Here is a 24,183-nt window from a genome sequence, read left to right on the forward strand (position 1 = left end):
TCAAATTTCCCCTTTTTTAGTTAATTTCAACGCAATATTACGGTAAAACTCGTCCTTCATTAGCTCCGATAATGGCAGCCCGATATAGAAGTTATCTCCTCCCTTCATTAGCTGTAATAGCGACTGCAAGTGAAGTGCGCAATCATTTTCGGCAATGCCTCTGTAATACAATCGGAAAGCTGTTTCCGGAATGCTATCCAGTATTTCGATAGCCTGCGCCTTGTCGCCACGTTTAGCGTAACGGAATGCCTTCTCTGAAGGATCCATGTCGTCAGTAATAACGTCTAGGTCGATGCCGTAGTATGTCTTTACCGTTTCTATGTCGCGCATCTCGATTTCCTGCGCCATATCCTCACGACCTGCTGCACGTAGTATCTCGCTACTTTTTCGGAGGTTGTCGAGCGTAAGCGCCTGGTCTTCGAACCAGTACGAAGTGCCGAGTATGTAGTAAGCATCGGAAGTAAGTTTCGGACTAACTTTCGCATCGATCACCTTCTGCGCGTATTCGCGAGCTTCCGGTAGGTTGCCTTCGAATAGCGCTGCATGAGCGAATAGCTTGTCTATCCGGCTAGTGTAGCTGTTCTTGAAGAACGTGTCCTTTAGTTCGCCGATTATCTCGCGTGCAGTTGCGGCAGCCGATCGCATTGTCTTAAATTCGCGATTCTGGTAAGCTATGTCGGCTTGAATAATCTTTAGCAACGCTTGTGCTTGCTTGTCCCGTGTGAAGTACATTGCACGATCCAGCTTTATCGTAAGCTCGTCGTAAGACTTGAAACGGCATTTCTGATACTCCATCGCCAATCTGTACGCCTCGTAAATGTCCTGACTACGAAGGAACTGACGGTCATTCTCGATAATAGTTACAAGGTCTTCGTGATAATCGTTGTTATAAAGGTATTCAAGCGATGCTCTGATATTTAAAGGCCCGTCCATTAATAGAGCTGCCCTTCTTACTATTTCGTGCTTTCCATCGAATAGCGCTTCCGGAAGTCGGAGAACGATATTAAAGCTCATTTCATGCAATCCCCGAGTAAATCCACTCATTGCACCCTGCGTAATTCCTAATAGCTTACATGCGGCTACGGCTGTCATATCCAATTCATCTAAACGATTGAGAATCTGCAAACTTAATGGCTTCATATTCAAATCTCCTTTTCGGAATCATTTGTTACTTAAATAGTAATACTATAATAGTAATACGTCAATAGGTTTACGCATATTTATTTAAGGGATATAATAAAGCCGAGGTGATTAGCAATGAGCCGTATAAAATCAAACCTTAACGAAACACTGGAAGAGCTAGGAGCTACACGTAATAAAGTCGCTGTAAAAGCCGGCATACGCCCGGCAACTCTCGCCGATATGGTAAATGATCGGAGTAAAGCGCTAAATTATCAGACGGCAACGGCTATACTCGACGCATTAAACGAAATAGCAGACGAACAAGGCAGCACGAAGGTATACGGAATAACCGACATAATCGAATATGTTCACGACTAGGGCGCCAATAGGCGTCTTTTTTGTGCTATCGTCCGGTAAAATTTACCGAACTGAATTCGATTTACTCCGAATAGTAATACACTTTTGCTAAAAGGGCGGGTTTTGACCGTACGTTGTCCGAATAAGGTCACACTTGCAGCAATTCTTCGTACATTTCATCGAATAGACGGCATATAACGCCGTTAAAATAGCCGGCAACGTTACGAATCCTCTTCGATTTCGTCGCTTGGAACGTCACTGCTATGCCTCTGCAGGCAACGTCGATCAACGTACGAGCCTCGTATACCTTTCGGAGTGCCTTCGATTGTCCGAGATACACGCCATATAGCCGATGCACTAGCGCCTTTTCGTCCTTGCCGATAAATTGCTCGATGAATGATTTAAAGCGACCGTATGGCGTAGCAGACGTATATGTAATACAAGCATTTGAGATTAAGAGGTTAGTAGTTTCTTTCGGAGCTGAAACGGCTCTATCGCTTGTCTCCGTAGGCTTGTCCGGTTCTTCGCAATGCGACACTTCCGATACGTCATTAAAGGGCATAACACGATAAATGTTCGCTCCTTTTCCGCCCTTTATGCGTCGGGTAGTCGATACCTTTTCGATGATATTAAGGCGCACTAAAGCACCGATAGCACGCTCGACTGTTCGACGAGACTTATCGACTCCGGCTGCGATCGTTTCCGTTTTAAGATGGCTGGCTCCGGCATACTTAGCCGAATAACGTGCGATGAATTGTAATACAGTACGCTGTGTGTCATTCATTTCGTAACGGTGACGGTCGGTATGTAATTTAACATGATGATTGAGTTCCTGGACGTCACTAAACGTCTGGTGCTCCGATAAATAGATGGTCATAGCGGGGATTCTCCTCCGGGCAACTACCGGCGGAATGAGGGTTAAAAAGGGTTTTTGTGCATGACAAATAAGACTTGCACAAGCCTAATTTTTTCGATATACTATCCTTAGCGATAAGGGGCGTATATCATCTCATCCGAGATGGTTGCGTTCTTTTTTTATGGATTTTTCGGTTATGACTCAGACGTCCAACGTGTCCAACTTATTTACTTTCTTAGACTTCTCGATTACATCATCATCGCTGTAATTCAAGTAAATTTGAGTTGTAGATAAGTCGGAATGTCCCATAATCTTCATTAGTGACCGAATATCCCCGCTATTTTTTAGATAGTTGACGGCAAAGGTATGCCGCAAATTATGTGGGCTTGTCCTGCATTCTCCCTTTAGGCCAGCATCGATTCCATACTTATACATCCTCTTTCTGATAAGGTCTTCTTTCATCTTATCGCCCGCATTATTTACAAAAACATAAGTCAGGCTATCTCCAAAGTATTCCTGGCATTCACTTATAAGCTGCTTCAATTCCCTTACTACTTTCGGATGAATAGGTATTGATCTGTTCTTCCTGTTCTTGTTCTTTGCGCCCGGGAGCATGATAACACTATTATCGAAGTCAACATCGTGTATTTCTAGTGAATTGATTTCGTTGCTCCGCAGACCACATTTAAGCATAGTCAGCATGGCACAATAATCGCGGTATCCAGCAAAGCTATTCTTATCTATCTGTGCAAATAGACGTCTTACCTGGTCGTCAGATAAGGCGCCTACCTTCGATTCATCTGTCTTTAATTTTCTTATCGGAGCTACAGCGTTTTCCTCGCCTATCAAACCTTCGGCATGCAATCGGTTAAACATCGCCCGAATCGCATTCATACGAATATTCACCGTTGTCGGCGCTAGTCCTCTTTTCCGTAACATGACGTTAATGTAGCTTCGGAAATCGTCAGTTTTTACATCGATGGCAGGACGATCCCCACCAATGATCCGTATAAACTCCGCCCAGTATTTACGATAATCATTCATCGTTCGAGCGCGATAGCCCTCCGAAGAATATATATTAAGTACGCGTTCTAACGCTTGTTCCGTGGTGATATGTTCCGAATAGGTAATGCGTTCTTCTGTTACATTTCGGCGTCTAACAACGGCTCTATTCCGTTTGACCATACAAAAAAACCTCCCGTAGTTTTCTACGCGAGATGTATCGAAACGCTGCGTTATTCATAGCCGATGGAGACGATTACCGGGAATTAAATCCTTACCGAAACTAATCGGTACGTGTCCGGTGTGTCATCGATAGCCTTCCGAAAAATACCGTAATGTCAACGTTTCTAGCCTTTTAATACCGAGGCAAGAAACTCGACGTGGTACCGGAAACCACCGCTCTATCCGACTGAGCTACGAGCGCATATGTAATTAATGTGACAACGATTATTATACGTTAATTAGCAGTTATAAGCAAGACCTTTTTAAACAGAGAAGAAGCCCCTCACCGGGGGCTTCTTCTTATTTAGGATACATATACTCAGGTGCTGGATTCAGCTCTTGTTTTTCACCGTGCGCTGTTGGCGCTTCTTCATATTTGAACGTGCCACCATCAGGAGCTGTACCGTTCGCCCAGCTGCCTTCTTTGGACTCTTCTCCTTCCGAGAAGTTGATCAGGCTGTGAGAGAAGTTGTCTGCTTCTAGTTCTTTCGGGAAGGAACCAGGTACAATAATACCGTTCTTCTCCTCCAATTCACGAGCTGCAGCAATCCACTGGTTTTGGTGCATGGAATCACGTGCAAGCAAGAAGGATAACATGTCGCGAACACCTTTGTCTTCTGTCATTTCATATAGACGAGCAACTTGTAAACGACCTTGAGATTCTGCGTTAATATTCGCACGCATGTCTGCGAGCATGTTACCGCTTGCGATGATATAACCTGCATTCCATGGCACACCATTGCTATCTGTCGGACGAGGTCCTAGGCCGGCAACAATCGCATGCTGTGGGTTCATACCGCCTAAAATGGCGCCGATAACAGGGTTTTGCGCAGCTTCTTCCTGTTCATTTACTGGTGCACCTTCGAGAAGACGAGCAATCATTGTTGCAATCATTTCAACGTGACCGATTTCCTCAGTTGCTGTATCCATGATCAAATCTTTATATTTTTCTTCACCACGAGCGCTCCAGCCTTGGAAGAGATACTGAAGGGCAACACTGATTTCGCCATACTGACCTCCAAGGATTTCCTGCATCTGTTTTGCAAATAATGCATCTGGCTTGTCTGGTTTCGCTGGATATTGAAGTACTTTCTGATGATGGAACATGTTGTTACCTCCTAGGGTTTAGTTGGTTTCAGTTGATTACATTCCACCTTGGTAAATTTTCTAAACCATTTCCTAATGATGTAATTTAAATGAAAAATAAGCCAGCTTGCAGGAGTTTGTCAGTTAAAAGTCAAAGTTAACGAGAGACTCTATTTCCAGCGTTTATATGCCTTCCAACTAGGGAAGCATGGAATAGGCGAAAGAAAGTAAGTATTTTGTTTGACCTTTATTGACCTTTTAGGTAATATAAGGTTAGTCATTACTTAGAATAATGAGCTCATATCCAAAGGAGGATCTACCATGAATCTAATCCCTACAGTTATCGAACAGACAAACAGAGGAGAACGCGCTTACGATATCTACTCCCGTTTGCTAAAAGACCGGATCATCATGCTCGGTAGCGCGATCGATGATAATGTTGCCAACAGCATTGTTTCCCAGCTGTTATTCCTAGCAGCAGAGGATCCAGAAAAAGACATTTCCCTATACATCAACTCACCAGGCGGATCTATTACAGCAGGTATGGCTATCTATGATACAATGCAGTTCATCCAGCCGAAAGTATCTACTATCTGCATCGGTATGGCTGCATCCATGGGTGCATTCCTATTGACTGCCGGTGAAAAAGGCATGCGTTATGCACTTCCTAACAGTGAAGTCATGATTCACCAGCCGCTAGGTGGTACACAAGGACAAGCAAGTGATATCGAAATCCATGCTCGTCGTATCATCGAAATGAGAAAGAAATTAAACGAAATCATGGCAGAACGCAGTGGACAGCCGCTTGAAGTAATCGAGCGCGACACAGACCGTGATAACTTCCTTACAGCTGAACAAGCAGTAAACTACGGCTTGATCGACAAAGTAATGGAGAAAAAACCTGTTTAAGACATAAGAAAAAGCCATCCAGCAATTAAAGCTGGATGGCTTTTTTTCATTCATGGATTACAAGTGTGTCAGCGAACATATCGTGCAAGCCTTGCTTCCTTGGTGTGAAAGCTACTACTGCATAAAGGAAAAACAGGAATAGCAGACGATGAATGAAACGGCCGACTACTTCCCGGATAAGTGTATCTGACCAGGACAGCCGCTCTCCATCCTTCCGAATGACTCGTAGTCCGAATATCATTTTGCCTAATGTCTGTCCGCGCCATTTGGTCATGAACAGGAAATAAGCAAAGAATATCACGCCGCCAAGTAAACCGCTGACACTCCACAACCAAAGCGTCGCTTCACGGAAGGAATCTATCATCGTGAATGGTTTAACGATCAGACCCGTCAAACTGAATACAACAATAAGGTCAACGATATATGCCCAAAATCGCATCCAAAAGCCTGCATATCGTTGTTCACCTGCTAGTGGAGATAAAGGAATCTCTGCTTCTTGTCGGTGATCCTTTATCTCCTTATCATCAGCCTGGTGTTCTTGATACGTATTATTATAGGCACCCGATGCTTTACCAGACGCTGTATGTTCGTCAGTTTCCGTTGCTTCAGGTATCTCTGTTCGGGAATAATCCTGATCGGATGACGTCAGTTCTTCTGGATGCTCACGTTTCTCTTTATCCATATTCTAACGCCTCCTATTCCGTATAAAGATACATAGCTTCAGGTGAATTCGATTTGCCCATCAGCTGCTTGATGCCGAGCAAATCAGAATCGGAAACAAACAGACCTTCGGCTGCTGTTGCCCAGAAGGAGCCCATACCAAAGCCACTTCCTGTATATTCGAATACTTCCGCGTTTTCGAGACCTTGTTCTTCTTTCATCATGCTAATCGTATCTTCAAGATCCCCTAGATCATCGACCAGGCCATTTTCCATAGCTTGTTTACCAGAATACACACGTCCGTCTCCAAGTTCACGTACTTGATCTTCCGGCATACCGCGTCCGTCTACAATGACTTGAACGAAGTCAGCATACATATCATCAATGATGGACTGCAGGATATCCCGCTCTTCATCCGTCATTTCTCTCGCTCCAGACATGATGTCCTTATGCTCAGCGCTCTTGATAACTTCCTCTTTGATACCGATTTTATCTGCAAGCTCGGCGTAATTGAGTGTAGACATGATAACACCAATTGATCCTGTCAGTGTAGCGGGGTGAGCGACAATCTTATTCGCACTTGCCGCTAGATAATAGCCGCCAGAAGCTGCTGTATTACCCATCGACACATAAACTGGCTTTCCGTATTCTTCTTGTACTTCTACTACCTTATCGTGAATTTCAGCACTTTCGACGACACCGCCGCCAGGGCTGTTCACTTCGATGATGACACCTCCGACAGTATCATCCATACCAGCCTGCTCCAATTGCTCTAAAAAGGCTGTATGATTATATGTAGCGCTTCCCAATAAAGAAGCTTCTTCTCCAGTATCCTGAATTGTACCTTCTACTTTCAGTACCGCTATCCGATTCGTCATATCTCCATCTTCAACAACTTCTTCACTCATATAAGTGCTTCCAGTTGCTGAATCAAACGCTTCTGTGAAGTTGCTATTAATCACAGCGAACAAGGTTTGGAAACCGACCGATGCGGCAAGCAATCCAGCTGCAATTCCGATTGCGATCCAACGTTTTGCGTTCAAAATGTAATCTCCTTTCTTTCTTATAAAAATCTTACAATACATAGCCTACACTAGGACAGCGTCGGTTACCACATATTAGCAAAAAAAAGCCCTGAATAATTCAGGACTTTTTTTGCGGGAAAATCAGCTGGCTGCTGATGGAGTGGTAATGAAGGCCGTAAGCTCCTCCATTGCTTCCACCTCATCCGAACCATCGATTTTCAAGGTGATCAATTCTTCTTGGGCTATAGCCAGGCTCATCAAACCCATGATGCTTTTAGCGTTTACCGATTTGTTCCCTTTTTCTACAAACACAGAGGCGTTGAAACGATTGGCTTGCTGGACGAAGCTTGCTGCGGGTCTGGCTTGCAAACCAGTATCCAGGGTGACACGCAAGGTTTTTTGGATCACATGTGATTCCTCCCATCTTCCAAGTAAGCGCTACCAAAACATTGAAAAAGAAAACACCCATTTGAGTGTCTTCTAAGTATACCACATGCTATATCAGCTTTATACCTGCTTACGCTTTTTTAACTGATGTCCCATTACGAAGTCTGTCAGCGAATTCATCTATTTTACGAAGACGGTGGTTAATACCGGATTTACTGATCTTCCCGGTGGAAACGAGTTCGCCAAGTTCCTTCAACGAAACATCTTGATGCTGGACACGAAGCTCAGCTATTTCCTGGAGTTTATCCGGTAATGCCCCGATACCAACTGTGTTTTTGATGAAATTGATATTTTCAACTTGACGGAAAGCAGCGCCAATCGTCTTGTTGAGATTCGCTGTTTCACAGTTAACGAGCCTGTTAACCGAGTTACGCATATCTCGTACAATCCGGACATCTTCAAATTTAAACAAAGCGCTGTGAGCACCTACGATATTGAGAAATTCCGTGATCTTCTCTGCTTCTTTCAAGTAAGTAATAAAGCCCTTACGACGCTCCGTACTGCGGGCATGCAAATCGAATGTATTCATCAGCTCGCAAAGTGCATCACTATGTTCTTTGTGTGTATTGAATATCTCCAAATGATAGGAAGATGTTTCCGGATTATTTACAGAACCTCCTGCTAGAAAAGCACCACGTAAATACGCTCTTCGCTTCTCAGCAGTATCCGTGAAGGATGTACTGATTGTGCGGACAAAAGTGAATTTGTCTTCTAGGATCTCTAGATTGCGTAGCAGGTCATCCACTTGTTTATTTAATCGTACTATATAGACATTATTTTTCTTCAGCTTCATCTTTTTACGGACGAGCAGTTCGATTGGATGCTGATAGATCGCCTTCAGCAACGTATAGATACGTCTTGCTATGGCCGCATTCTCTGTCTGAACATCCAGCATATATTCCTGTCTCGAATAAGAGACAGAGCCGTTCATCCGTATTAAAGCTGCTAGCTCACTTTTTACATCCGTCATTTCAATTGGAATGGTCGTCAATTCCTTCTTTATTTCTGATGCAAAGCTCACGAAGCTCTCCCCCCTTCTCGTGCCTCGCTTTTACAGCATCGCGTAAAGCAGCTTAGCAATTTTATGTGTATCATGTCGGAGCTTGCGCTGGTCATGGTCGATAATATCAGCTTCAATCACTTTAAGTCCTAAAGACTTTAGACGGCTAATATCATAAATGACCGGTTCGGCATGCTCTTCTGCATAATTTTCACGAATATCTTGCTCAATTGAACTATTATTGACGACGATTGTCGAGACAATATCAGCTCCGATGTGATCATGTATGGCTTGAATATGATCTCCTGCTGTATAGCCCGTCGTTTCGCCGTATTGTGTCATCACATTACATACGTAGACAACCTTGCCAGGTGCATCTCGCAGGGCATTCTCAATCTCTGGAACAATCAGATTCGGCATAACACTCGTGTAGAGACTTCCTGGACTGATAACGATTAAATCAGCTTGCTTGATTGCTTCGATTGCATCCGGCAATGGCTTGACCGGCAGCGGACTGACAAATACACGTTTGATCTGTTTATTCGCAAGAGGGATATTAGATTCCCCCGTTACAATCTCGCCGTCTGTCATCTCTGCATGCAGCACGACGTTCTGATTGGCAATCGGATAAATATTGCCCTTTACTTTAAGTACGCGTGATATTTCTTTGATACCATTATAAAAATCTCCGGAAATAGAGGTCATCGCTGCCAGCAGCAGATTTCCCATCGAATGGCCTGACAATCCATTGCCGTCCTTAAATCGATGCTGGAACAAGTCGATCAGCATCGGCTCTGCATCAGCCAATGCAGCAATGACATTCCGGATATCCCCTGGTGCCGGCATCGCTAGCTCGGTACGCAATTTACCTGAGCTGCCTCCATCGTCGGCTACCGTGACAATTGCAGAAAGATCGACAGGAAGCTGTTTTAGTCCTCGCAGCAGAACAGGCATGCCTGTTCCACCCCCAATTGCAACTATTTTTTTCCTTGTCATCAGTGGCTTTTCCTTTCTACATCCCGGTGCGTCACATGCGTCGCATAGCTATCGCTGTACCGTTTAGCCAAATACTCTGCGATGGCTACTGAGCGATGCTGTCCGCCCGTACAGCCGATGGCTATGATAAGCTGACTTTTACCTTCCTTCTTGTACTGAGGCAGCATGAAAGTCAGCATATCCTCGAGCTTCTGCAGAAAAGTATGCGTATCGGACCACTTGAATACATATGAGGAAACAGGTTCATCCAAGCCTGTCTGCGGTCTGAGATTCTCCACGTAGAAAGGATTCGGAAGGAAACGGACATCAAAGACGAGATCCGCATCAATTGGAAGCCCGTATTTAAAACCAAAACTTAGCATCTGCACCGTGAACTCTTCATAATTGGTATCCTTGAAGCGTTTCATGATTTTCTCGCGGAGCTGTTTTGGCTTCAAAGTCGATGTATCCACGATGAATTGTGCTCTGCCACGCATTTGATCAAGTAATGCACGTTCCTGTTGGATACCTTCAAGAGGAAGTCCTTCCGGAGCAAGCGGATGCGTCCTGCGTGTTTCTTTGTATCTGGTTACGAGCACTTCATCCTTTGAATCGAGGAATAATACTTGCGGTTCCAGCCAATTCTCCTGTGTCAGCTTGTCCAATGCTTCGAATAATGAATCGAAGAATTCCCTGCCTCGTAAATCCATGACAAGGGCTACCTTTTTAATATCATTGGCAGCATCACGCATCAAATCTAGGAATGTCGGCAATAGTGCTGGAGGCAAGTTATCCACACAATAGTAACCCAAGTCCTCGAAGCTTTGAACGGCAACCGTTTTGCCTGCTCCTGACATACCTGTAATGATGACGAGCTTGGTTTCATTCAACTGTTTCTCCATACGTATCCCCCGTTTATTCTGGTGTCGTCGGATCCAGCTTTGATTGCAGCAGCTGGCGATCCTCCGTGTAGACGAATGTGCCGAACAATGGCTCATCTGTGTTGAACATATGGGCGAAAATATCACGATCTCCCTCTGCCATTGGCAAATCCTTGATTTTCTTTTTATCTATCCATTCCAGCTTACCTTCCTGGCTTTCTTCAAGCAGATCACCAGTATATTCTTCAGCGAAGAAGGTGAACATCATCCATTCATGTACAACTTTTTCGCCTTTCTTTATAACAAAAGTAAACGTACCGCGAAGCTCAGGTTCATGTATAGTCAATCCTGTTTCTTCCCAAAACTCCCGGACGGCTGTTTCTTTGACGGACTCACCCAGCTCCATTTTCCCACCAGGTGCTGAGTACCATCCTTTACTCGGTTTCTTCAATAAGAGAACTTTGTCATCAACTGCCAAAATACAGTTTGCAACACGTTGCATGCTTCCACCTCTTTCTCTGTGTAAGTGGACATGTTGGTTCGTTATACACATCACTCTATATTATACTATTTCTGTTTATCTTCAAACAGTATTATGTTTCCTAAGTCTTTACCAAAAATCGCCGTTAATCCCTAAAAGAACAAAAAAAATGCATAGGTGCCGAGACACCTATGCCAATAACTAATTTATCTATTAAAAGGGGGTCAATTAGTTAAAACCAGTATAGCAAATGATTGTGTCGCCCATGTTACAGCAGCATTAAGAATCATTTACAAGGAATGGCCGAGCCTATTACTTACCGATTGTGTTCAGCTCTTCTTTAAGAGTTTCTACATAGCCTTGAGCAGCTTGAGCAGCAATACTGCCGTCTCCTGTTGCTGTCACGATTTGTCGAAGCTCTTTATCACGAATATCTCCAGCTGCGAAAACGCCAGGTACAGCTGTTTCCATACGTTCATTCGTATGAATATAGCCAAGATCATTTGTGATGCCAAGAGATTGGAATGGTTCGCTTAATGGTACCATTCCGACATAGATGAACACACCATCAGCAGATTTTTCATATTTTTCTCCAGTGCGCTGGTTTAGAAGCGTTACACTGGATACTTTATTATTTTCACCATTGATTTCCTCAACAGTCGTATCCCAAATAAAATCAACTTTTTCATTTGCGATAGCACGCTGCTGCAGAATTGGCTGCGCACGTAATTTGTCACGGCGGTGTACGATTGTAACTTTCTCAGCGAATCGAGTCAGGTAAACACCTTCCTCGACAGCAGAATCTCCTCCGCCAACTACGATCAATTCACGGTTTTTGAAGAATGCACCATCACAAACAGCACAATAAGAAACACCGCGTCCGCTCAATTCATCTTCGCCTGGTACACCTAGCTTTTTCCACTTCGCACCTGTTGTGATGATAAGAGAACGTGTCTTATATTCTTTGTTTCCTACAACTACTGTTTTATATTCCTTGCCGTCCTTCACTTCCTTGATATCTCCGTAAGCATATTCTGCACCGAATTTCTTCGCATGCTCGAACATTTTATTGGAAAGATCAGGTCCTAGGATGGAATCATAACCAGGATAGTTCTCCACATCTTCCGTATTCGCCATCTGACCGCCCGGAATACCTCTTTCCAGCATAAGCGTATCAAGATTCGCACGTGAAGTATAGACTGCTGCTGTCATACCAGCTGGTCCCGCACCTGCAATGATCACGTCATAAATTCTTTCTTCAGTCATTTAAATTAACCCCTTTCCTCTTTATCAGTCGTTTTATCTACTCGTTAGCATATAAGATTCTGTGCATAACGTCCATCTTTCTGCCTATAGCATTAAGAAAGCCAATAAAAATCTTCTTTTGTCAGATGGCTGAATCTGCGGCTGCCTTCCTGCCATAACTTTTCAGCATACGCTCCGTTGCCAGCCTTCTTCGCGGCTAAGCTGAACCACTTATAATAGGAAGCATGTCCTTTCACACGTCTTTTATCCAGATGAAGGAAGCGTTCGACGGCGTCTTCATAATATCCTGTCATGGAAAAAGTGCATGCGATACGTAAATGCTGCTCTTCATGGATAGGGAAGATATTGCGAAGCAAGCGCAGATGTTCGTCTCTCTGGTCAAATTGATTCATTTCATGATAGAACATAGCGAGATTCACATGTGTATAGACAGAGACTTGCTCACTCAATAAATGCTCTTCTTCCATTCGCACTGCTTCCTTTTGATTACCGGAGAAGAAAAGTGCTTTGGCAAACTCATGCTTCGCAAGCATATGCTCCGGAAACATGCTCATCATTTCTTCCAGAATCGGCAAAGCAAACTGCCATTCTTCCCGCTCTAAATAATAAAACGCCGACTCTTGGAACATGATGAGCTCATCTTCTTCTTCTGTTGTCCAAAGCTCATCGTCCTCTTCCTCAGCTTCCACGTACGTTAACAGTTCCTCAGCCTGTTCCCGGAAGTCTCCCTCTGGATCCATTTTCAAGTACAAGTTAGCGTACTTTTCTGCGTCGTGCATATATCCAAGCTTAGAATAATTATGGGAAAGCAAATAAAAGCATTCCGCGTAATCATCTCCATGCTCTTTAATGATGTCATCTAGTATATAGATCGCTTTATGGAACGATCCCATTTCCGTAAAAATAACCGACTTCTGGCAGTGATAAATCACTTCCGTCGGTTCCATTTCGATTGCTTTATTAAGCCATTTCATAGCTTTGTCCAGCTTACCGTTCCGATAGGCTTCTACACCCTTTTTATAATAGAAATCTCCTTCTGGAATGAAGGGGATGATATTTGACGGTCGTGCCTGCTGCTCTGCTGGTTCCAGCGTTTGCATGTGTTTCCTCCTACTGCTTTTAGATATCCCAAGAAGTATATCATATTTCTACATCTGCTCCTACACTTGAAGAAAAAAAGACTGCTCCCCCTAAGGGAAACAGTCTATTCTTGATGAGAAAGATTACACAGTTTGCAGGTCGTCTTCTTTAACCGGTACAACTGCTTCTTTCGCCAATACATCTAGCTCGCGAGTGTACTCTGATTTTTGCTCTGCAGAGTAGCCTAACGTTTCAGCCATGTAATCGATAACCGCATCTTTGTTTGTATGAACAAAGTTGATGTTGAATAGCAACGCACCTGTACGTCGAACGAAGAAGTCGACTGGTTTGAATGCTAGCTCTTCTTCTATTGCATAGCGCAGCTGCGCGAATACAAGCGGATCGATGTTAGCAGCTTTCGCTTCATCTTTCAGTGTTTCGAAGCGTTCGAAGACTTTATCCACATTCGCTCCGTAACGGCTTACCATCTTAAGTGCATCTTCAGCAGAAAGACCGATAGCTTTTCCTTCATCCACTTTGCGCTCTTTGAAACGTTCGAAGCCTTTGGATCCGCCAACTTCCCCGCCGGAGATTGGAAGGTGCTTCGTATCCGCTTGGGAATAAAGAATGCCTTCTTCTTTCTTGAACTGATCAGCAACAAGGTTAACTGCTTCGATTGCCATTTTACGGTAACCAGTCAGCTTACCGCCAGCCATGGAGATCAAACCGCTGTCAGAAACGAAGATTTCATCCTTACGAGAGATCTCACCAGGTTTTTTGTTTTCTTCCTGGATAAGCGGACGAAGACCTGCCCAGCTTGATTCTACATCGTCTTTTGTGATTTCCACTGTCGGGAACATGTAGTTAACGGAATCGATGATATAGTCACGGTCCTCAACAGTCATCACAGGGTGTTTGATATCACCTTTGTATGTTGTATCTGTTGTACCAACATATGTTTTACCTTCACGCGGTATTGCGAAGACCATCCGACCATCTGGAGTATCGAAGTATACTGCCTGGCGCAATGGGAAACGCTCTCCATCGAATACCAAATGAACACCTTTTGTAAGATGCAAGGTTTTACCTTTTTTAGAACCATCTTTTTCACGTAGTGTATCAACCCAAGGGCCGCCGGCATTTACAATTTTCTTCGCGAAGATACGATGCTTTTCACCAGTTGTAAGATTTTCTGCTACAACACCAGTCACTTTACCACCAGCATCATAAATGAACTCAGTTACTTTCGTGTAGTTAATCGCATGAACACCTTTTTCCACAGCTTTTTTCAGAACTTCAAGTGTCAAACGCGCATCATCTGTTTTGTATTCAACATAACGACCGCCACCAAGAAGGTTTTCTGATTTCACTAGTGGTTCTCTTTCCAATACTTCGTCACGTTTCAGCATTGTACGACGTTCTGCTTTTTTAACGCCTGCAAGATAGTCATACACACGCAAACCAATGTTTGTCATGAATGGACCCATTGTCCCGCCCTTGTGGAACGGAAGCAGCATCCATTCTGGTGTTGTTACGTGAGGGCCATTTTCATAAACGATTTCACGTTCTTTACCAACTTCTGCAACCATTTTCACTTCAAATTGCTTCAAGTAGCGCAAACCACCATGAACCAATTTTGTTGAACGGGAAGAAGTTCCCGCTGCGAAGTCCTGCATTTCAACAAGACCTACGTTCATTCCGCGCATTCTTGCATCAAGAGAGATACCGGAACCAGTGATCCCGCCACCGATTACAAGAAGATCTAGAGGTTTATCGGTTAAATTTGCATAAATTTCATTACGTTTTTTACTAGAGAAAACAGTCATGCATGAACACTCCTTTTTAGATTCAGCGCTCCCTGTATTTCTATACCCCAATAGTGTAGAAGTCATGTATAGAAAGCAAAAAGAGACCGCAAATAATCCATACAATGTATAGATATTTACGGTCTCTCCAAAGTCTCAGGCCGAATCATTAACTTGTAAATTCAGTATAACATGCCGGGCCCGATTTGAAAAGTTATATTACTTGAAAGTACGTGTCGCTTCCACAGCTTTTTTCCAGCCTGCGTAGAGCTGATCTTTTTCTTCTTTGGAGCGATTCGGTTTGAACGTGCGATCGATCTGCCACTTGTTGGCGATCTCATCGCGGCTTTCCCAGTAGCCGACAGCCAAACCAGCCAAGTAGGCAGCACCTAAGGCCGTTGTTTCCTGAATGACTGGACGTTCTACATCTACATCAAGCATATCGCTTTGGAACTGCATAAGGAAATCATTTTTCACGACACCGCCATCAACACGAAGCTGCTTCACATCGATACCGGAATCTTCGATCATTGCGTCAACAACATCCTTGGATTGGAATGCAAGAGATTCCAATGTTGCACGTGTGATGTGTGCACTTGTTGTTCCGCGTGTAATACCGAACATTGCACCGCGTGCATCACTATCCCAATAAGGTGTGCCAAGACCAACAAAGGCAGGAACTACATAAACACCGCCATTGTCGGAAACACTAGTAGCTAGACGCTCACTTTCAGGAGAAGATTCGATAATCTTCAAACCATCACGCAGCCATTGAACTGCTGAACCTGCTACGAAAATACTTCCTTCCAGTGCGTATTCAACTTTTCCATCAAGTCCCCATGCGATTGTAGTCAACAAACCATGATCGGATTTCACAGCTTCCTCACCAGTGTGCATAAGGACGAAGCAACCTGTGCCATAAGTGTTTTTCACCATACCCGGCTCATAGCAAGCTTGACCGAATAAGGCAGCGTGCTGGTCACCAGCGATACCTGCGATTGGTACCTCTTCACCGAAGAAGTGGTAATCGATTGTGTTGGCATACACTTCTGAAGAAGGTTTTACTTCAGGAAGCATTGATTTCGGTACTTCAAGGATATCTAATAATTCATCATCCCATTTAAGTTCGTGGATGTTGTACATCAATGTACGGGCAGCATTGGAATAGTCAGTAACATGCGTTTTACCACCGGAAAGCTTGTAAACAAGCCATGTATCGATTGTACCGAACAGCAAGTCACCATTCTCTGCTTTTTCACGTGCACCTTCTACATTATCCAGGATCCATTTCACTTTCGTACCGGAGAAATAAGCATCCAATAATAGACCTGTTTTCTCACGGAATAAATCGTTGTGACCTTTTTCGATCAAATCATTTACGATGTCAGATGTTTGACGGGATTGCCAAACAATCGCTTTATGAATAGGACGGCCCGTGTTCTTATCCCATACGACTGTTGTTTCGCGCTGGTTTGTAATACCGATACCCGCAACCTGTTTCGCGTCGATATCCGCTTTGCGAAGTACTTCTGCCATACATGCAGAAATAGATGTCCAAATTTCGTTCGCATCATGCTCTACCCAGCCGGATTGCGGGAAGAACTGCTCGAACTCCATTTGTGCTGTTTCCACAATGTCGCCATTGTGGTTGAACAAAATTGCGCGTGAGCTTGTTGTACCTTGGTCAAGTGCCATGATAAATTTTTCCATTATTTAATCCCCCTTGTTTTTACACCATTATTTGCAGCTGCTTCTGCATTTGCCTTAACAAGTTCCCCTCGAACTGCAGCGATAATGATTACTAATAGTACAGCAGATAAAATCCAGAAACCTACTTGCAAGTCTCCCTTGAAAAATCCGATATAGAAATATGCACCGTATGCACCACCAAGCAATGGACCTACAACTGGAACCCACGCGTATTTCCAGTTGGATGAGCCTTTACCAGGAATCGGCAGCAATGCATGCGCGATACGCGGACCTAAGTCACGTGCAGGGTTGATGGCATATCCAGTAGGACCACCAAGTGCCATACCAATAACCACGATAAGTAAACCTGTCAATAATGGATTAAATCCTTCTGCTAAAGAGTTGCCTCCAATGAATAGAATACCAAGCATTAGGATGAAAGTGCCAATGATTTCTGTCAGCATGTTTGAAATAGGACTATCAATTGCAGGATCTGTAGCAAAAACGGAAAGCTTTGCCATCGGGTCTGACGTTTTCGCCCAATGCGGTAAATATACTAAGAATACGAGTACTGCACCTAAGAATGCTCCAACCATCTCACCAGCGAGGTATGTCGGTACAACATTCCATTCAATAGCTCCGTTAATCGCTAAACCAAGTGTTACTGCTGGGTTTAAATGCGCTCCTGAAAAACCGCCTACTGCATAGGCACCCATTGCTACTGCAAGACCCCATGCAATTGTAATTACGATCCAGCCTGAGCCTTCTCCTTTGGACTTGCTCAAGTTACTTACTGCTACTACTCCTCCCCCGAAGAGTATTAGTACCATTGTGCCGATAGTTTCAGCTGCAAAGATGCTCATTGTGATTGTCCCCTTTATTGATAAATTTTTTCGGAGAGCGCTTTCATTAAGCGTCCAAAACAACTCTGCCCCATAAGCATCATAGAAAATAGCTACAATCACCCTAAAAATATTACAAGGAAGCGCTGTCTTTTGGATAAGAAAAATCCATCACCTAATATAACATAGTATGCCCCTTGGCGTGTACTAAAAAGGTAATGGATTCTCCGTATCTCCGATCATTAATATTAACTTATAGGTAGACTTTACACCTATTTGAAAGCGGTGTCAACAACTTACCACAAACTTTTTTTAGAAGTTGAAACCGCTGTCGCACCTGCTTCCAATGCGGAATCCACGTCTTCACGTGTGCGGATGAGGCCTCCAGCTATGACTGGAATGCCCACTTGCTCGGATACTTCTTTTATCATATGAGGAATTAACCCCGGTAAAACTTCGATATAATCCGGCTGTGTCTTCTTGATCAAAGAAAGATTGTGATCCAATGCATGCCCGTCAATCAAGAATAATCGCTGGACGGCAGTTATCTTATATTTTTTAGCTGCATGAATTACATTCGTTCTTGTCGATATGACACCATCCGGTTTCAGACGCTGGCAGACAAAGTCCATACCTGCATCATCCGTTTTCAATCCTTGTATTAAATCTACATGCAAAAATACCTTCTTCCCCGCCTTTTTCGCATATTTGATTTGGGAAGGGAGCTGTGCAATTCTAGTTTCGAGCAGGACCATCATCTGCATATCTTCCCGCTGAAGCAATTCATCAAAATCCCTTTCATTACGGGCTGCAGGCAAAATGCGCTGTCCTAAATCCATTCTATTCCTCCTTATAAAACAAGCAGACACACTAGGTTGTCTGCTTGTTCTTTCGTTGTTCTGCTGTATAAATCACTTGCATCGGATTTCCGCCGACCATCGCACCAGGAGGCACATCCCGATGAACAAGTGTGGCAGCGGAGACGACCGCTCCATCTCCTATTGTGACACCTGGCAGAATCATCGTATTGGCTCCTACCATCACATTATCCCCGATGATGACGTCACCTAGCCGATATTCTGTCGTTAAATACTCGTGAGCCAAGATCGTCGTATTATAGCCGATAATTGTATTCCTACCAATCGTGATCCGTTCCGGAAAGAGAAAATCAGGCACTACCATGAGAGCTAGCGCTGTTTCTTTGCCAATTTTCATCCCTAGAAATGTCTTATACAAACTATTTTTCATAGCAAGGAAGGGCGTATAGCGGCCAATTTGGATAACGATGAAGTTCTTTACTACTTTCCAAAAGGAAACTGTTTTATAAAGCTGCCAAAGCGAGTTCGATCCTTTAACGGGATGGCTTTCCGTTTTCCGCATGTGCTTCTTCCTTTACGATATCGAGTAGGTCACGGATATCCTCCAGCATATAATCCGGTCCATAAGCCAGCAAGGACTGCTTGCCCTTGATCGACCAAGCCACACCCGCAGATTTCGTGCCGGCATTCTTGCCAGACTCGATGTCATGGTAATTATCTCCGATCATAATAGCCTCTTCTGGCAAGCTTCCGAGTGCATCGAGACCTTTTAGAACTGGTTCCGGGTGAGGCTTTGGCTGCTTGATATCATCATACCCGATTACTACATCAAACAATCCGCCAAGCCCGCATACCCGAAGACCCCGCTCAGCTGTGTCGCGCATCTTCGTCGTTACGATACCCAGCTTAAAGCCTGCCTGCTTGAGCTGCTGCAGTGTTTCAGCCACATAAGGATACGCTTCAACGTAAGCATCATGATGCTTCAAGTTATGTTCCCGATATGCTGCAATCATTTCTTCCGCTCTAACAGGATCAATATTTTCGAACACATCCTTCAGAGGAGGACCAATGAACGGAAGCAGTTCTTCCCGCTCATACGTCCGCCCCATGTACTGCTCTAGTGTAGCAGTGTACGAAGCCAGAATTAGACTATTTGAATCTATCAGCGTTCCATCAAGGTCAAACAACAATGTTGTAATTGCCATTTTGCACTCGCCTCTCTATTTCTTATCTTTATAACGAGGTGTATTCGCACCAGGACGACGGCGGATAATAACTATAATTATCGCAATGACGATAGCCACGATTGAGACGATTTGCGCTGCACGCAATCCCTCAGCTACTAGACTATCTGTCCGCATTCCCTCGATAAAGTAACGTCCAAGACTATACCAAGCGAGGTAGAACAAGAACATTTCCCCGCGTTTTAGATTCACTCTGCGAAGAACGAGCAAAATAACGAACCCAAGAATATTCCACAACGATTCGTAAAGGAATGTTGGGTGATACAGAACGCCATCAATACACATCTGGTTATTGATGAAATCCGGAAGATACTGAATGTAGTTCTGATACGCTTCTGCTGAAACTGGTCCACCATGAGCTTCCTGGTTCATAAAGTTGCCCCAGCGTCCGATCGCTTGTCCAAGTATTAAACTCGGAGCCGTAATATCCGCCAGCTTCCAGAAAGGAATTTTCTTTACTCGGCAGAAAATAATTGCCGTGATGATGGAACCGATTAGGGCACCATGGATGGCGATGCCGCCTTCCCATATCGCAAACACTTTCCAAAACGGCCCATCCGCATAGCTTTCCCATTCAAACGCGACGTAATAAATACGTGCAGAAATGATGGCAGCTGGAATAGCAAACACAAGGAAATCGACGAAAGTATCTTTATGTAATCCGCGCTTTTTTGATTCGCGGATAGCCAGCCATAGTCCGAGCGCTGCACCGACTGCGATAATGACACCATACCAATAGATCGACACCGAACCGAGCTGCAGAAATACCCGGTTAAGCGGTTGTACTTCACACATTTCCATCCATCATGTCTCCCTCATCATCTTTTCCTGTCTCAATCATCTTGGTAAGACGCTGTGAAAATTCTTCTGCTGCATTCACGCCCATGCGTTTCAGACGGAAATTCATCGCAGCTACTTCGATGATGACTGCCAAGTTACGCCCTGGACGGACTGGTACTGTCATCTTCGGTACGTTTACATCCATGATTTTCATCGTGTCTTCATCAAGACCAACTCGATCATATTGTTTCGATTGATCCCATGTCTCCAAGTTGATGACGATGGAAATTTTCTTGTGGCTGCGCACGGCACCTGCGCCAAACAGCGTCATCACATTGATGATACCTAAGCCGCGTATCTCTAATAAATGTTCGATTAAAGAAGGAGAATTTCCAATTAGAGTATCATAATCCTCTTGTCGGATTTCAACACTGTCATCCGCAACAAGACGGTGTCCGCGCTTCACGAGCTCTAATGCTGTTTCACTCTTACCAACACCACTTTGACCCGTAATCAGAATACCGATACCGTAAATATCCACCAACACACCATGTACTGCGGTAAACGGAGCAAATTTTGCTTCTAAGAAATTCGTAATCCGACTGATAACTCGCGTCGTCTTATGCGGTGAACGTAATATCGGAACACCAGCAGCCTCTGCCGCTTCCTTCATCTCCGGCGGCACTTCCTGACCACGTGTAATGATCAGACCCGGCGTAACATCAGAGCATATTTTCTCGAAACGCTCTCGCTTCTGCTCGCTCGTGAGCTCTTCGAGAAAGGAAAGCTCCGTCTTCCCGAACAGCTGCAGCCGATCTTGCGGATAATATTTAAAATAACCAGTCAACTCTATACCAGGACGGGAAATATCACTCATGAAAATCTCACGCTGTACGCCTGCATCCCCTGTCAGCAATTCCAGATTGAAACGATCCAATAAATCTTGAATGACTACTTTTGCCATAAGAACCCTCCATCCTAACAATTCTTGTTTATTCTAGCATACTTCCAGAAAAGATAGATACCTAGGCACAAAAAAGCCCTGCGGCGACATGCCGCAGAGCATCTTCAGCTCGTAATCCGATCACGGATGAGCCAATTTAGGATGAGGTTCAGCAATGCAAGAATGATTGCTGCGATAATTGCTGTACCAAATCCCTCGATTATGAAATTCTCACCAATCAGACCTTGTGTGATCATCAAGGTAACTGCATTGATGACAAACAGAAACAATCCGAATGTCAAAGCAGTCAGTGGCAGCGTCAAGAAAATCAGCACTGGACGGACTAGGAGATTAAGAACCGACAATATAAAGCTCGCCAGGATGGCAGTACCAAAGCCTTCTAGATAAAAGGAATCAAATATATAGCTAACAATGATTAAGGATACGCTGTTCAGCAATAGTGTCAAAATCCATCTAAGCATAAATGATCTCCATGTTACGGAAGCACCCAAACAGAACCAGTCTTCGTGTTCGCTTCCAAGTGGAGCTTCTCTGTTGCAGCTGGATACGTCTCGAATTTGAGAGCTTTTTTAACGACTTCCTTTGATTCGTCAATGACAATATATTCATCCAAATCACAATGCAGGGAGCCGATATTCGTCGTGATTCGCCCATTCAGCGGGATTGCCGCTAATGACTTCAAACGGATACTTCCATTAGTAGCTTTGAAGAAGGCGCTGTCCGGATCTTCGTTATGCCACTCGCAATGGATGCTGCCATTGAAAGTTTGCGCATCAAGCTTACGGAAGTTTCCTTCCAGCCGGAGCGAGCCATTAACGGACTCACACAAAAGATCCTTCGCAGTCACATGTTTCAGCTTGATACTGCCATTGGAGGTTTCAGCACTGACGATAGAACCGCCGCCTCCTTGCAGATCAATGCTGCCATTCGTCGTTTTACAATATATATTCGTGCTGCTCACAGAATCCGTACGAATCGTGCCGTTGAAAGTTTTTAAGATGCATTCCTCATATACTGCTTCTGGAACGTACAACGTGATTTCAGGTTTAATCCGTTTATCCTGTAACGAAAACTGCAGTTTGCCATCTGCAATGGCGAAATAAGCTTTATCAGTGAACCGTCTCCGAGCTGCTGTCTCATCTTCTTCCTGATAGACCTTGGCTTTTGTTTCGAGCCTTGCCAAAGGCTCATTCCAGCTCTTGACCGTAATGGAGCCGTTATAGATTTTCAGCTCTAATTTCGCGAATGTCTCATCAGCCTGAAAAATGTGGTCCACTGTATAGTGATCGCCGAAGTTCAAATCCAGATCAGCATTCTTAATCTTACTGAAAGCCTGTTGGACATATTGCAGCACTTTTGGACCGACATTTTTTTTCTTGGCTGCCTTACCGCCGGTACGCTGCTTTTTAGGATCCTCGCCAGCTGTTATAAGCTCCTGGACTACGAGTTCCTTCTCTTCGTTGGTATCCTGCTCCTGCACAGCACCAAAGGCCCGCTCATCGAGAGCAGCAAGCTGCAGCTCTGCTTCTTCGGCGGTGAGCATTCCTTCTTCCAGCTGTTTCAGAATCTTCTTTCTCTCTGTTCTCATACATAGCCTCCTTTACACATATACGGATTATATGTTTTCGAAGTTCCAAGTATAGAATGTTTCCTCTTTGAAATGTTCCAATGCGATAGCTTCCATGTTCTCTTCTGTAAGTTCTTCTCCAGTGACATTTCCAAGCACGCCTTGCGCTTGAGATTTATGACATAGAATCGTCTTCACTTTCGTTTTTACAAAAGGACGGATGTCCTGTACAACATCAGGTTTTCCTAAGATCTCTTGGTATCCGCGCATAAACGCCTGCGCCCAAACTGTCGGACGAGTACTTTCCTCCATCCGTGACACAGCATCAATCGCAGCTGCACCAAGTGCATTGTGATCAGGATGAACTGCATATTCCGGATAGTGTGTGATTACGAGTGTTGGGTTGATTGTCTCAAGCAACTCTTTCAAATGATCACTAACTTTAGATAGATCCTCGAATTCCAATACCTTATCTCGGTAACCAAGCATTTTCAATTCTACATCCATCACTTTACAAGCATCCTGCAATTCCTTCTTACGAATTTCAGGTAATGACTCACGAGTCGCAAAAGTAGGATTACCCATATTGCGTCCCATTTCTCCCAATGTACCGCACAAGTATGTTACCGGCACACCTTCCTGTCTGAACTTAGCAATTGTACCAGCAGCTCCGAAAGCTTCGTCGTCCGGATGCGGGAAGATAACTACTACGTGTTTTTCCATGATTATTGCTCCTCCTTAGAACGCTGTCTCGCTTATTTCCAATGAAACCATCAATCGGCCTTCCCGATCATGACCAGCCATGAGCAGACGATTCTTATCATCCAATTCCCATGCATTCAGTCCTTCTGCGTAAACCCAGCCGTTTTCTGTTTTCAAACCAACGCGATAGGCTGCTCCAGCACCTTTTATCTTGCCATGCTCGTAAGTCACCTGTGCATTCCGGATAAAAGCACCAACATTGTACGCTTTTTCATTTACATGATTAGCATATGCACCATTTGTCGTTTCCAGATGTATAAACACTTTTTTTCCAGCAAATGCATCTATTTGTTCTTGCACTTCAATCAAATCAATCGGCTTCACCGTAAGTCGCTCCTTCCAA

The 24,183-nt window shown here is 44.1% G+C and carries 27 protein-coding genes; 2 read left to right on the plus strand and 25 right to left on the minus strand.

Annotated elements, in window-relative coordinates; translation table 11 throughout:
- Positions 1-1,140 carry an AimR family lysis-lysogeny pheromone receptor gene (locus CHH48_RS07325; protein WP_095218483.1) on the minus strand — a complete coding sequence of 380 codons (1,140 nt, stop codon included), beginning with the start codon at positions 1,138-1,140 and terminating at the stop codon, positions 1-3.
- Positions 1,141-1,257: 117 nt separating this feature from the next.
- Between CHH48_RS07325 and CHH48_RS07330 the strand changes: the two genes are divergently transcribed.
- Complete coding sequence (locus CHH48_RS07330; protein WP_095218484.1) at positions 1,258-1,500, plus strand: helix-turn-helix domain-containing protein; 243 nt, start codon at positions 1,258-1,260, stop codon at positions 1,498-1,500.
- 127 nt (positions 1,501-1,627) lie between these two features.
- Here CHH48_RS07330 and CHH48_RS07335 read toward each other — a convergent pair whose 3' ends face one another.
- The 3 genes from CHH48_RS07335 to CHH48_RS07345 all read right to left on the minus strand — a co-directional run bounded on the left by CHH48_RS07335 (position 1,628) and on the right by CHH48_RS07345 (position 4,666).
- Positions 1,628-2,356, minus strand: a complete 729-nt coding sequence (locus tag CHH48_RS07335; protein WP_095218485.1) for a helix-turn-helix domain-containing protein — start codon at positions 2,354-2,356, stop codon at positions 1,628-1,630.
- Positions 2,357-2,536: 180 nt separating this feature from the next.
- A complete protein-coding gene (locus tag CHH48_RS07340; protein WP_095218486.1) occupies positions 2,537-3,520 on the minus strand; it encodes a tyrosine-type recombinase/integrase in 984 nt (327 codons plus the stop codon).
- Between the two features lie 339 nt (positions 3,521-3,859).
- Positions 3,860-4,666, minus strand: a complete 807-nt coding sequence (locus tag CHH48_RS07345) for a manganese catalase family protein (RefSeq protein WP_095218487.1) — start codon at positions 4,664-4,666, stop codon at positions 3,860-3,862.
- 300 nt (positions 4,667-4,966) lie between these two features.
- Between CHH48_RS07345 and clpP the strand changes: the two genes are divergently transcribed.
- On the plus strand, positions 4,967-5,554 hold the full coding sequence (clpP, locus tag CHH48_RS07350) for an ATP-dependent Clp endopeptidase proteolytic subunit ClpP (protein WP_038564644.1): 588 nt from the start codon (positions 4,967-4,969) through the stop codon (positions 5,552-5,554).
- Positions 5,555-5,600: 46 nt separating this feature from the next.
- Here the strand turns inward: clpP and CHH48_RS19780 are convergent, their stop codons facing one another.
- The 21 genes from CHH48_RS19780 to CHH48_RS07455 form a co-directional block, all read right to left on the minus strand.
- Positions 5,601-6,236, minus strand: a complete 636-nt coding sequence (locus CHH48_RS19780) for an RDD family protein (protein WP_245840331.1) — start codon at positions 6,234-6,236, stop codon at positions 5,601-5,603.
- Positions 6,237-6,249: 13 nt separating this feature from the next.
- Positions 6,250-7,257, minus strand: a complete 1,008-nt coding sequence (sppA, locus tag CHH48_RS07360) for a signal peptide peptidase SppA (protein WP_095218488.1) — start codon at positions 7,255-7,257, stop codon at positions 6,250-6,252.
- 123 nt (positions 7,258-7,380) lie between these two features.
- A complete protein-coding gene (locus CHH48_RS07365) occupies positions 7,381-7,647 on the minus strand; it encodes an HPr family phosphocarrier protein (protein ID WP_038564640.1) in 267 nt (88 codons plus the stop codon).
- A gap of 109 nt (positions 7,648-7,756) precedes the next feature.
- Positions 7,757-8,707 carry a DNA-binding protein WhiA gene (gene whiA / locus CHH48_RS07370; RefSeq protein ID WP_038564637.1) on the minus strand — a complete coding sequence of 317 codons (951 nt, stop codon included), beginning with the start codon at positions 8,705-8,707 and terminating at the stop codon, positions 7,757-7,759.
- Between the two features lie 30 nt (positions 8,708-8,737).
- A complete protein-coding gene (locus tag CHH48_RS07375; protein ID WP_095218489.1) occupies positions 8,738-9,682 on the minus strand; it encodes a gluconeogenesis factor YvcK family protein in 945 nt (314 codons plus the stop codon).
- Positions 9,682-10,563 carry an RNase adapter RapZ gene (rapZ, locus tag CHH48_RS07380; protein WP_095218490.1) on the minus strand — a complete coding sequence of 294 codons (882 nt, stop codon included), beginning with the start codon at positions 10,561-10,563 and terminating at the stop codon, positions 9,682-9,684. Before rapZ ends, CHH48_RS07375 begins: the two co-directional genes overlap by 1 nt.
- A gap of 13 nt (positions 10,564-10,576) precedes the next feature.
- The gene (locus CHH48_RS07385; protein WP_093880390.1) at positions 10,577-11,044 is read right to left on the minus strand and encodes an NUDIX hydrolase; all 468 of its coding nucleotides are present in this window, start codon (positions 11,042-11,044) and stop codon (positions 10,577-10,579) included.
- A 291-nt stretch (positions 11,045-11,335) separates the two neighbouring features.
- Positions 11,336-12,289, minus strand: a complete 954-nt coding sequence (trxB, locus tag CHH48_RS07390) for a thioredoxin-disulfide reductase (RefSeq protein WP_095218491.1) — start codon at positions 12,287-12,289, stop codon at positions 11,336-11,338.
- A 92-nt stretch (positions 12,290-12,381) separates the two neighbouring features.
- Positions 12,382-13,389 carry a tetratricopeptide repeat protein gene (locus CHH48_RS07395; protein WP_095218492.1) on the minus strand — a complete coding sequence of 336 codons (1,008 nt, stop codon included), beginning with the start codon at positions 13,387-13,389 and terminating at the stop codon, positions 12,382-12,384.
- Positions 13,390-13,512: 123 nt separating this feature from the next.
- On the minus strand, positions 13,513-15,195 hold the full coding sequence (locus CHH48_RS07400; protein WP_095218493.1) for a glycerol-3-phosphate dehydrogenase/oxidase: 1,683 nt from the start codon (positions 15,193-15,195) through the stop codon (positions 13,513-13,515).
- Between the two features lie 198 nt (positions 15,196-15,393).
- Complete coding sequence (gene glpK, locus CHH48_RS07405; RefSeq protein ID WP_245840330.1) at positions 15,394-16,884, minus strand: glycerol kinase GlpK; 1,491 nt, start codon at positions 16,882-16,884, stop codon at positions 15,394-15,396.
- Entirely contained in the window at positions 16,884-17,726 is an 843-nt protein-coding gene (locus CHH48_RS07410; RefSeq protein ID WP_095218495.1) for an MIP/aquaporin family protein, read from the minus strand. Before CHH48_RS07410 ends, glpK begins: the two co-directional genes overlap by 1 nt.
- Positions 17,727-18,001: 275 nt before the next feature.
- On the minus strand, positions 18,002-18,544 hold the full coding sequence (locus CHH48_RS07415) for a glycerol-3-phosphate responsive antiterminator (RefSeq protein ID WP_095218496.1): 543 nt from the start codon (positions 18,542-18,544) through the stop codon (positions 18,002-18,004).
- Between the two features lie 31 nt (positions 18,545-18,575).
- Positions 18,576-19,085 carry an acyltransferase gene (locus CHH48_RS07420; RefSeq protein ID WP_095218497.1) on the minus strand — a complete coding sequence of 170 codons (510 nt, stop codon included), beginning with the start codon at positions 19,083-19,085 and terminating at the stop codon, positions 18,576-18,578.
- Positions 19,057-19,728 (minus strand): pyrophosphatase PpaX, encoded by a 672-nt coding sequence (ppaX, locus tag CHH48_RS07425; protein WP_095218498.1) that lies wholly within the window; start codon positions 19,726-19,728, stop codon positions 19,057-19,059. Before ppaX ends, CHH48_RS07420 begins: the two co-directional genes overlap by 29 nt.
- Positions 19,729-19,743: 15 nt before the next feature.
- Positions 19,744-20,568, minus strand: coding sequence for a prolipoprotein diacylglyceryl transferase (gene lgt, locus CHH48_RS07430; protein WP_095218499.1), 825 nt, complete (start codon positions 20,566-20,568; stop codon positions 19,744-19,746).
- Positions 20,555-21,511 carry an HPr(Ser) kinase/phosphatase gene (gene hprK, locus CHH48_RS07435; RefSeq protein ID WP_095218500.1) on the minus strand — a complete coding sequence of 319 codons (957 nt, stop codon included), beginning with the start codon at positions 21,509-21,511 and terminating at the stop codon, positions 20,555-20,557. The genes lgt and hprK overlap by 14 nt, the downstream gene beginning before the upstream one ends.
- 104 nt (positions 21,512-21,615) lie before the next feature.
- Positions 21,616-21,972 carry a phage holin family protein gene (locus CHH48_RS07440; protein WP_095218501.1) on the minus strand — a complete coding sequence of 119 codons (357 nt, stop codon included), beginning with the start codon at positions 21,970-21,972 and terminating at the stop codon, positions 21,616-21,618.
- A gap of 14 nt (positions 21,973-21,986) precedes the next feature.
- Positions 21,987-23,099 carry a DUF4097 family beta strand repeat-containing protein gene (locus CHH48_RS07445; protein WP_095218502.1) on the minus strand — a complete coding sequence of 371 codons (1,113 nt, stop codon included), beginning with the start codon at positions 23,097-23,099 and terminating at the stop codon, positions 21,987-21,989.
- A 27-nt stretch (positions 23,100-23,126) separates the two neighbouring features.
- Positions 23,127-23,801, minus strand: a complete 675-nt coding sequence (gene bshB2, locus CHH48_RS07450; RefSeq protein WP_095218503.1) for a bacillithiol biosynthesis deacetylase BshB2 — start codon at positions 23,799-23,801, stop codon at positions 23,127-23,129.
- Between the two features lie 15 nt (positions 23,802-23,816).
- On the minus strand, positions 23,817-24,164 hold the full coding sequence (locus CHH48_RS07455; protein ID WP_095218504.1) for a YojF family protein: 348 nt from the start codon (positions 24,162-24,164) through the stop codon (positions 23,817-23,819).
- Between the last annotated feature and the right edge of the window lie 19 nt (positions 24,165-24,183).

It is taken from the genome of Terribacillus saccharophilus, assembly GCF_002272075.1.
GTDB lineage: Bacteria > Bacillota > Bacilli > Bacillales > Amphibacillaceae > Terribacillus > Terribacillus saccharophilus_A.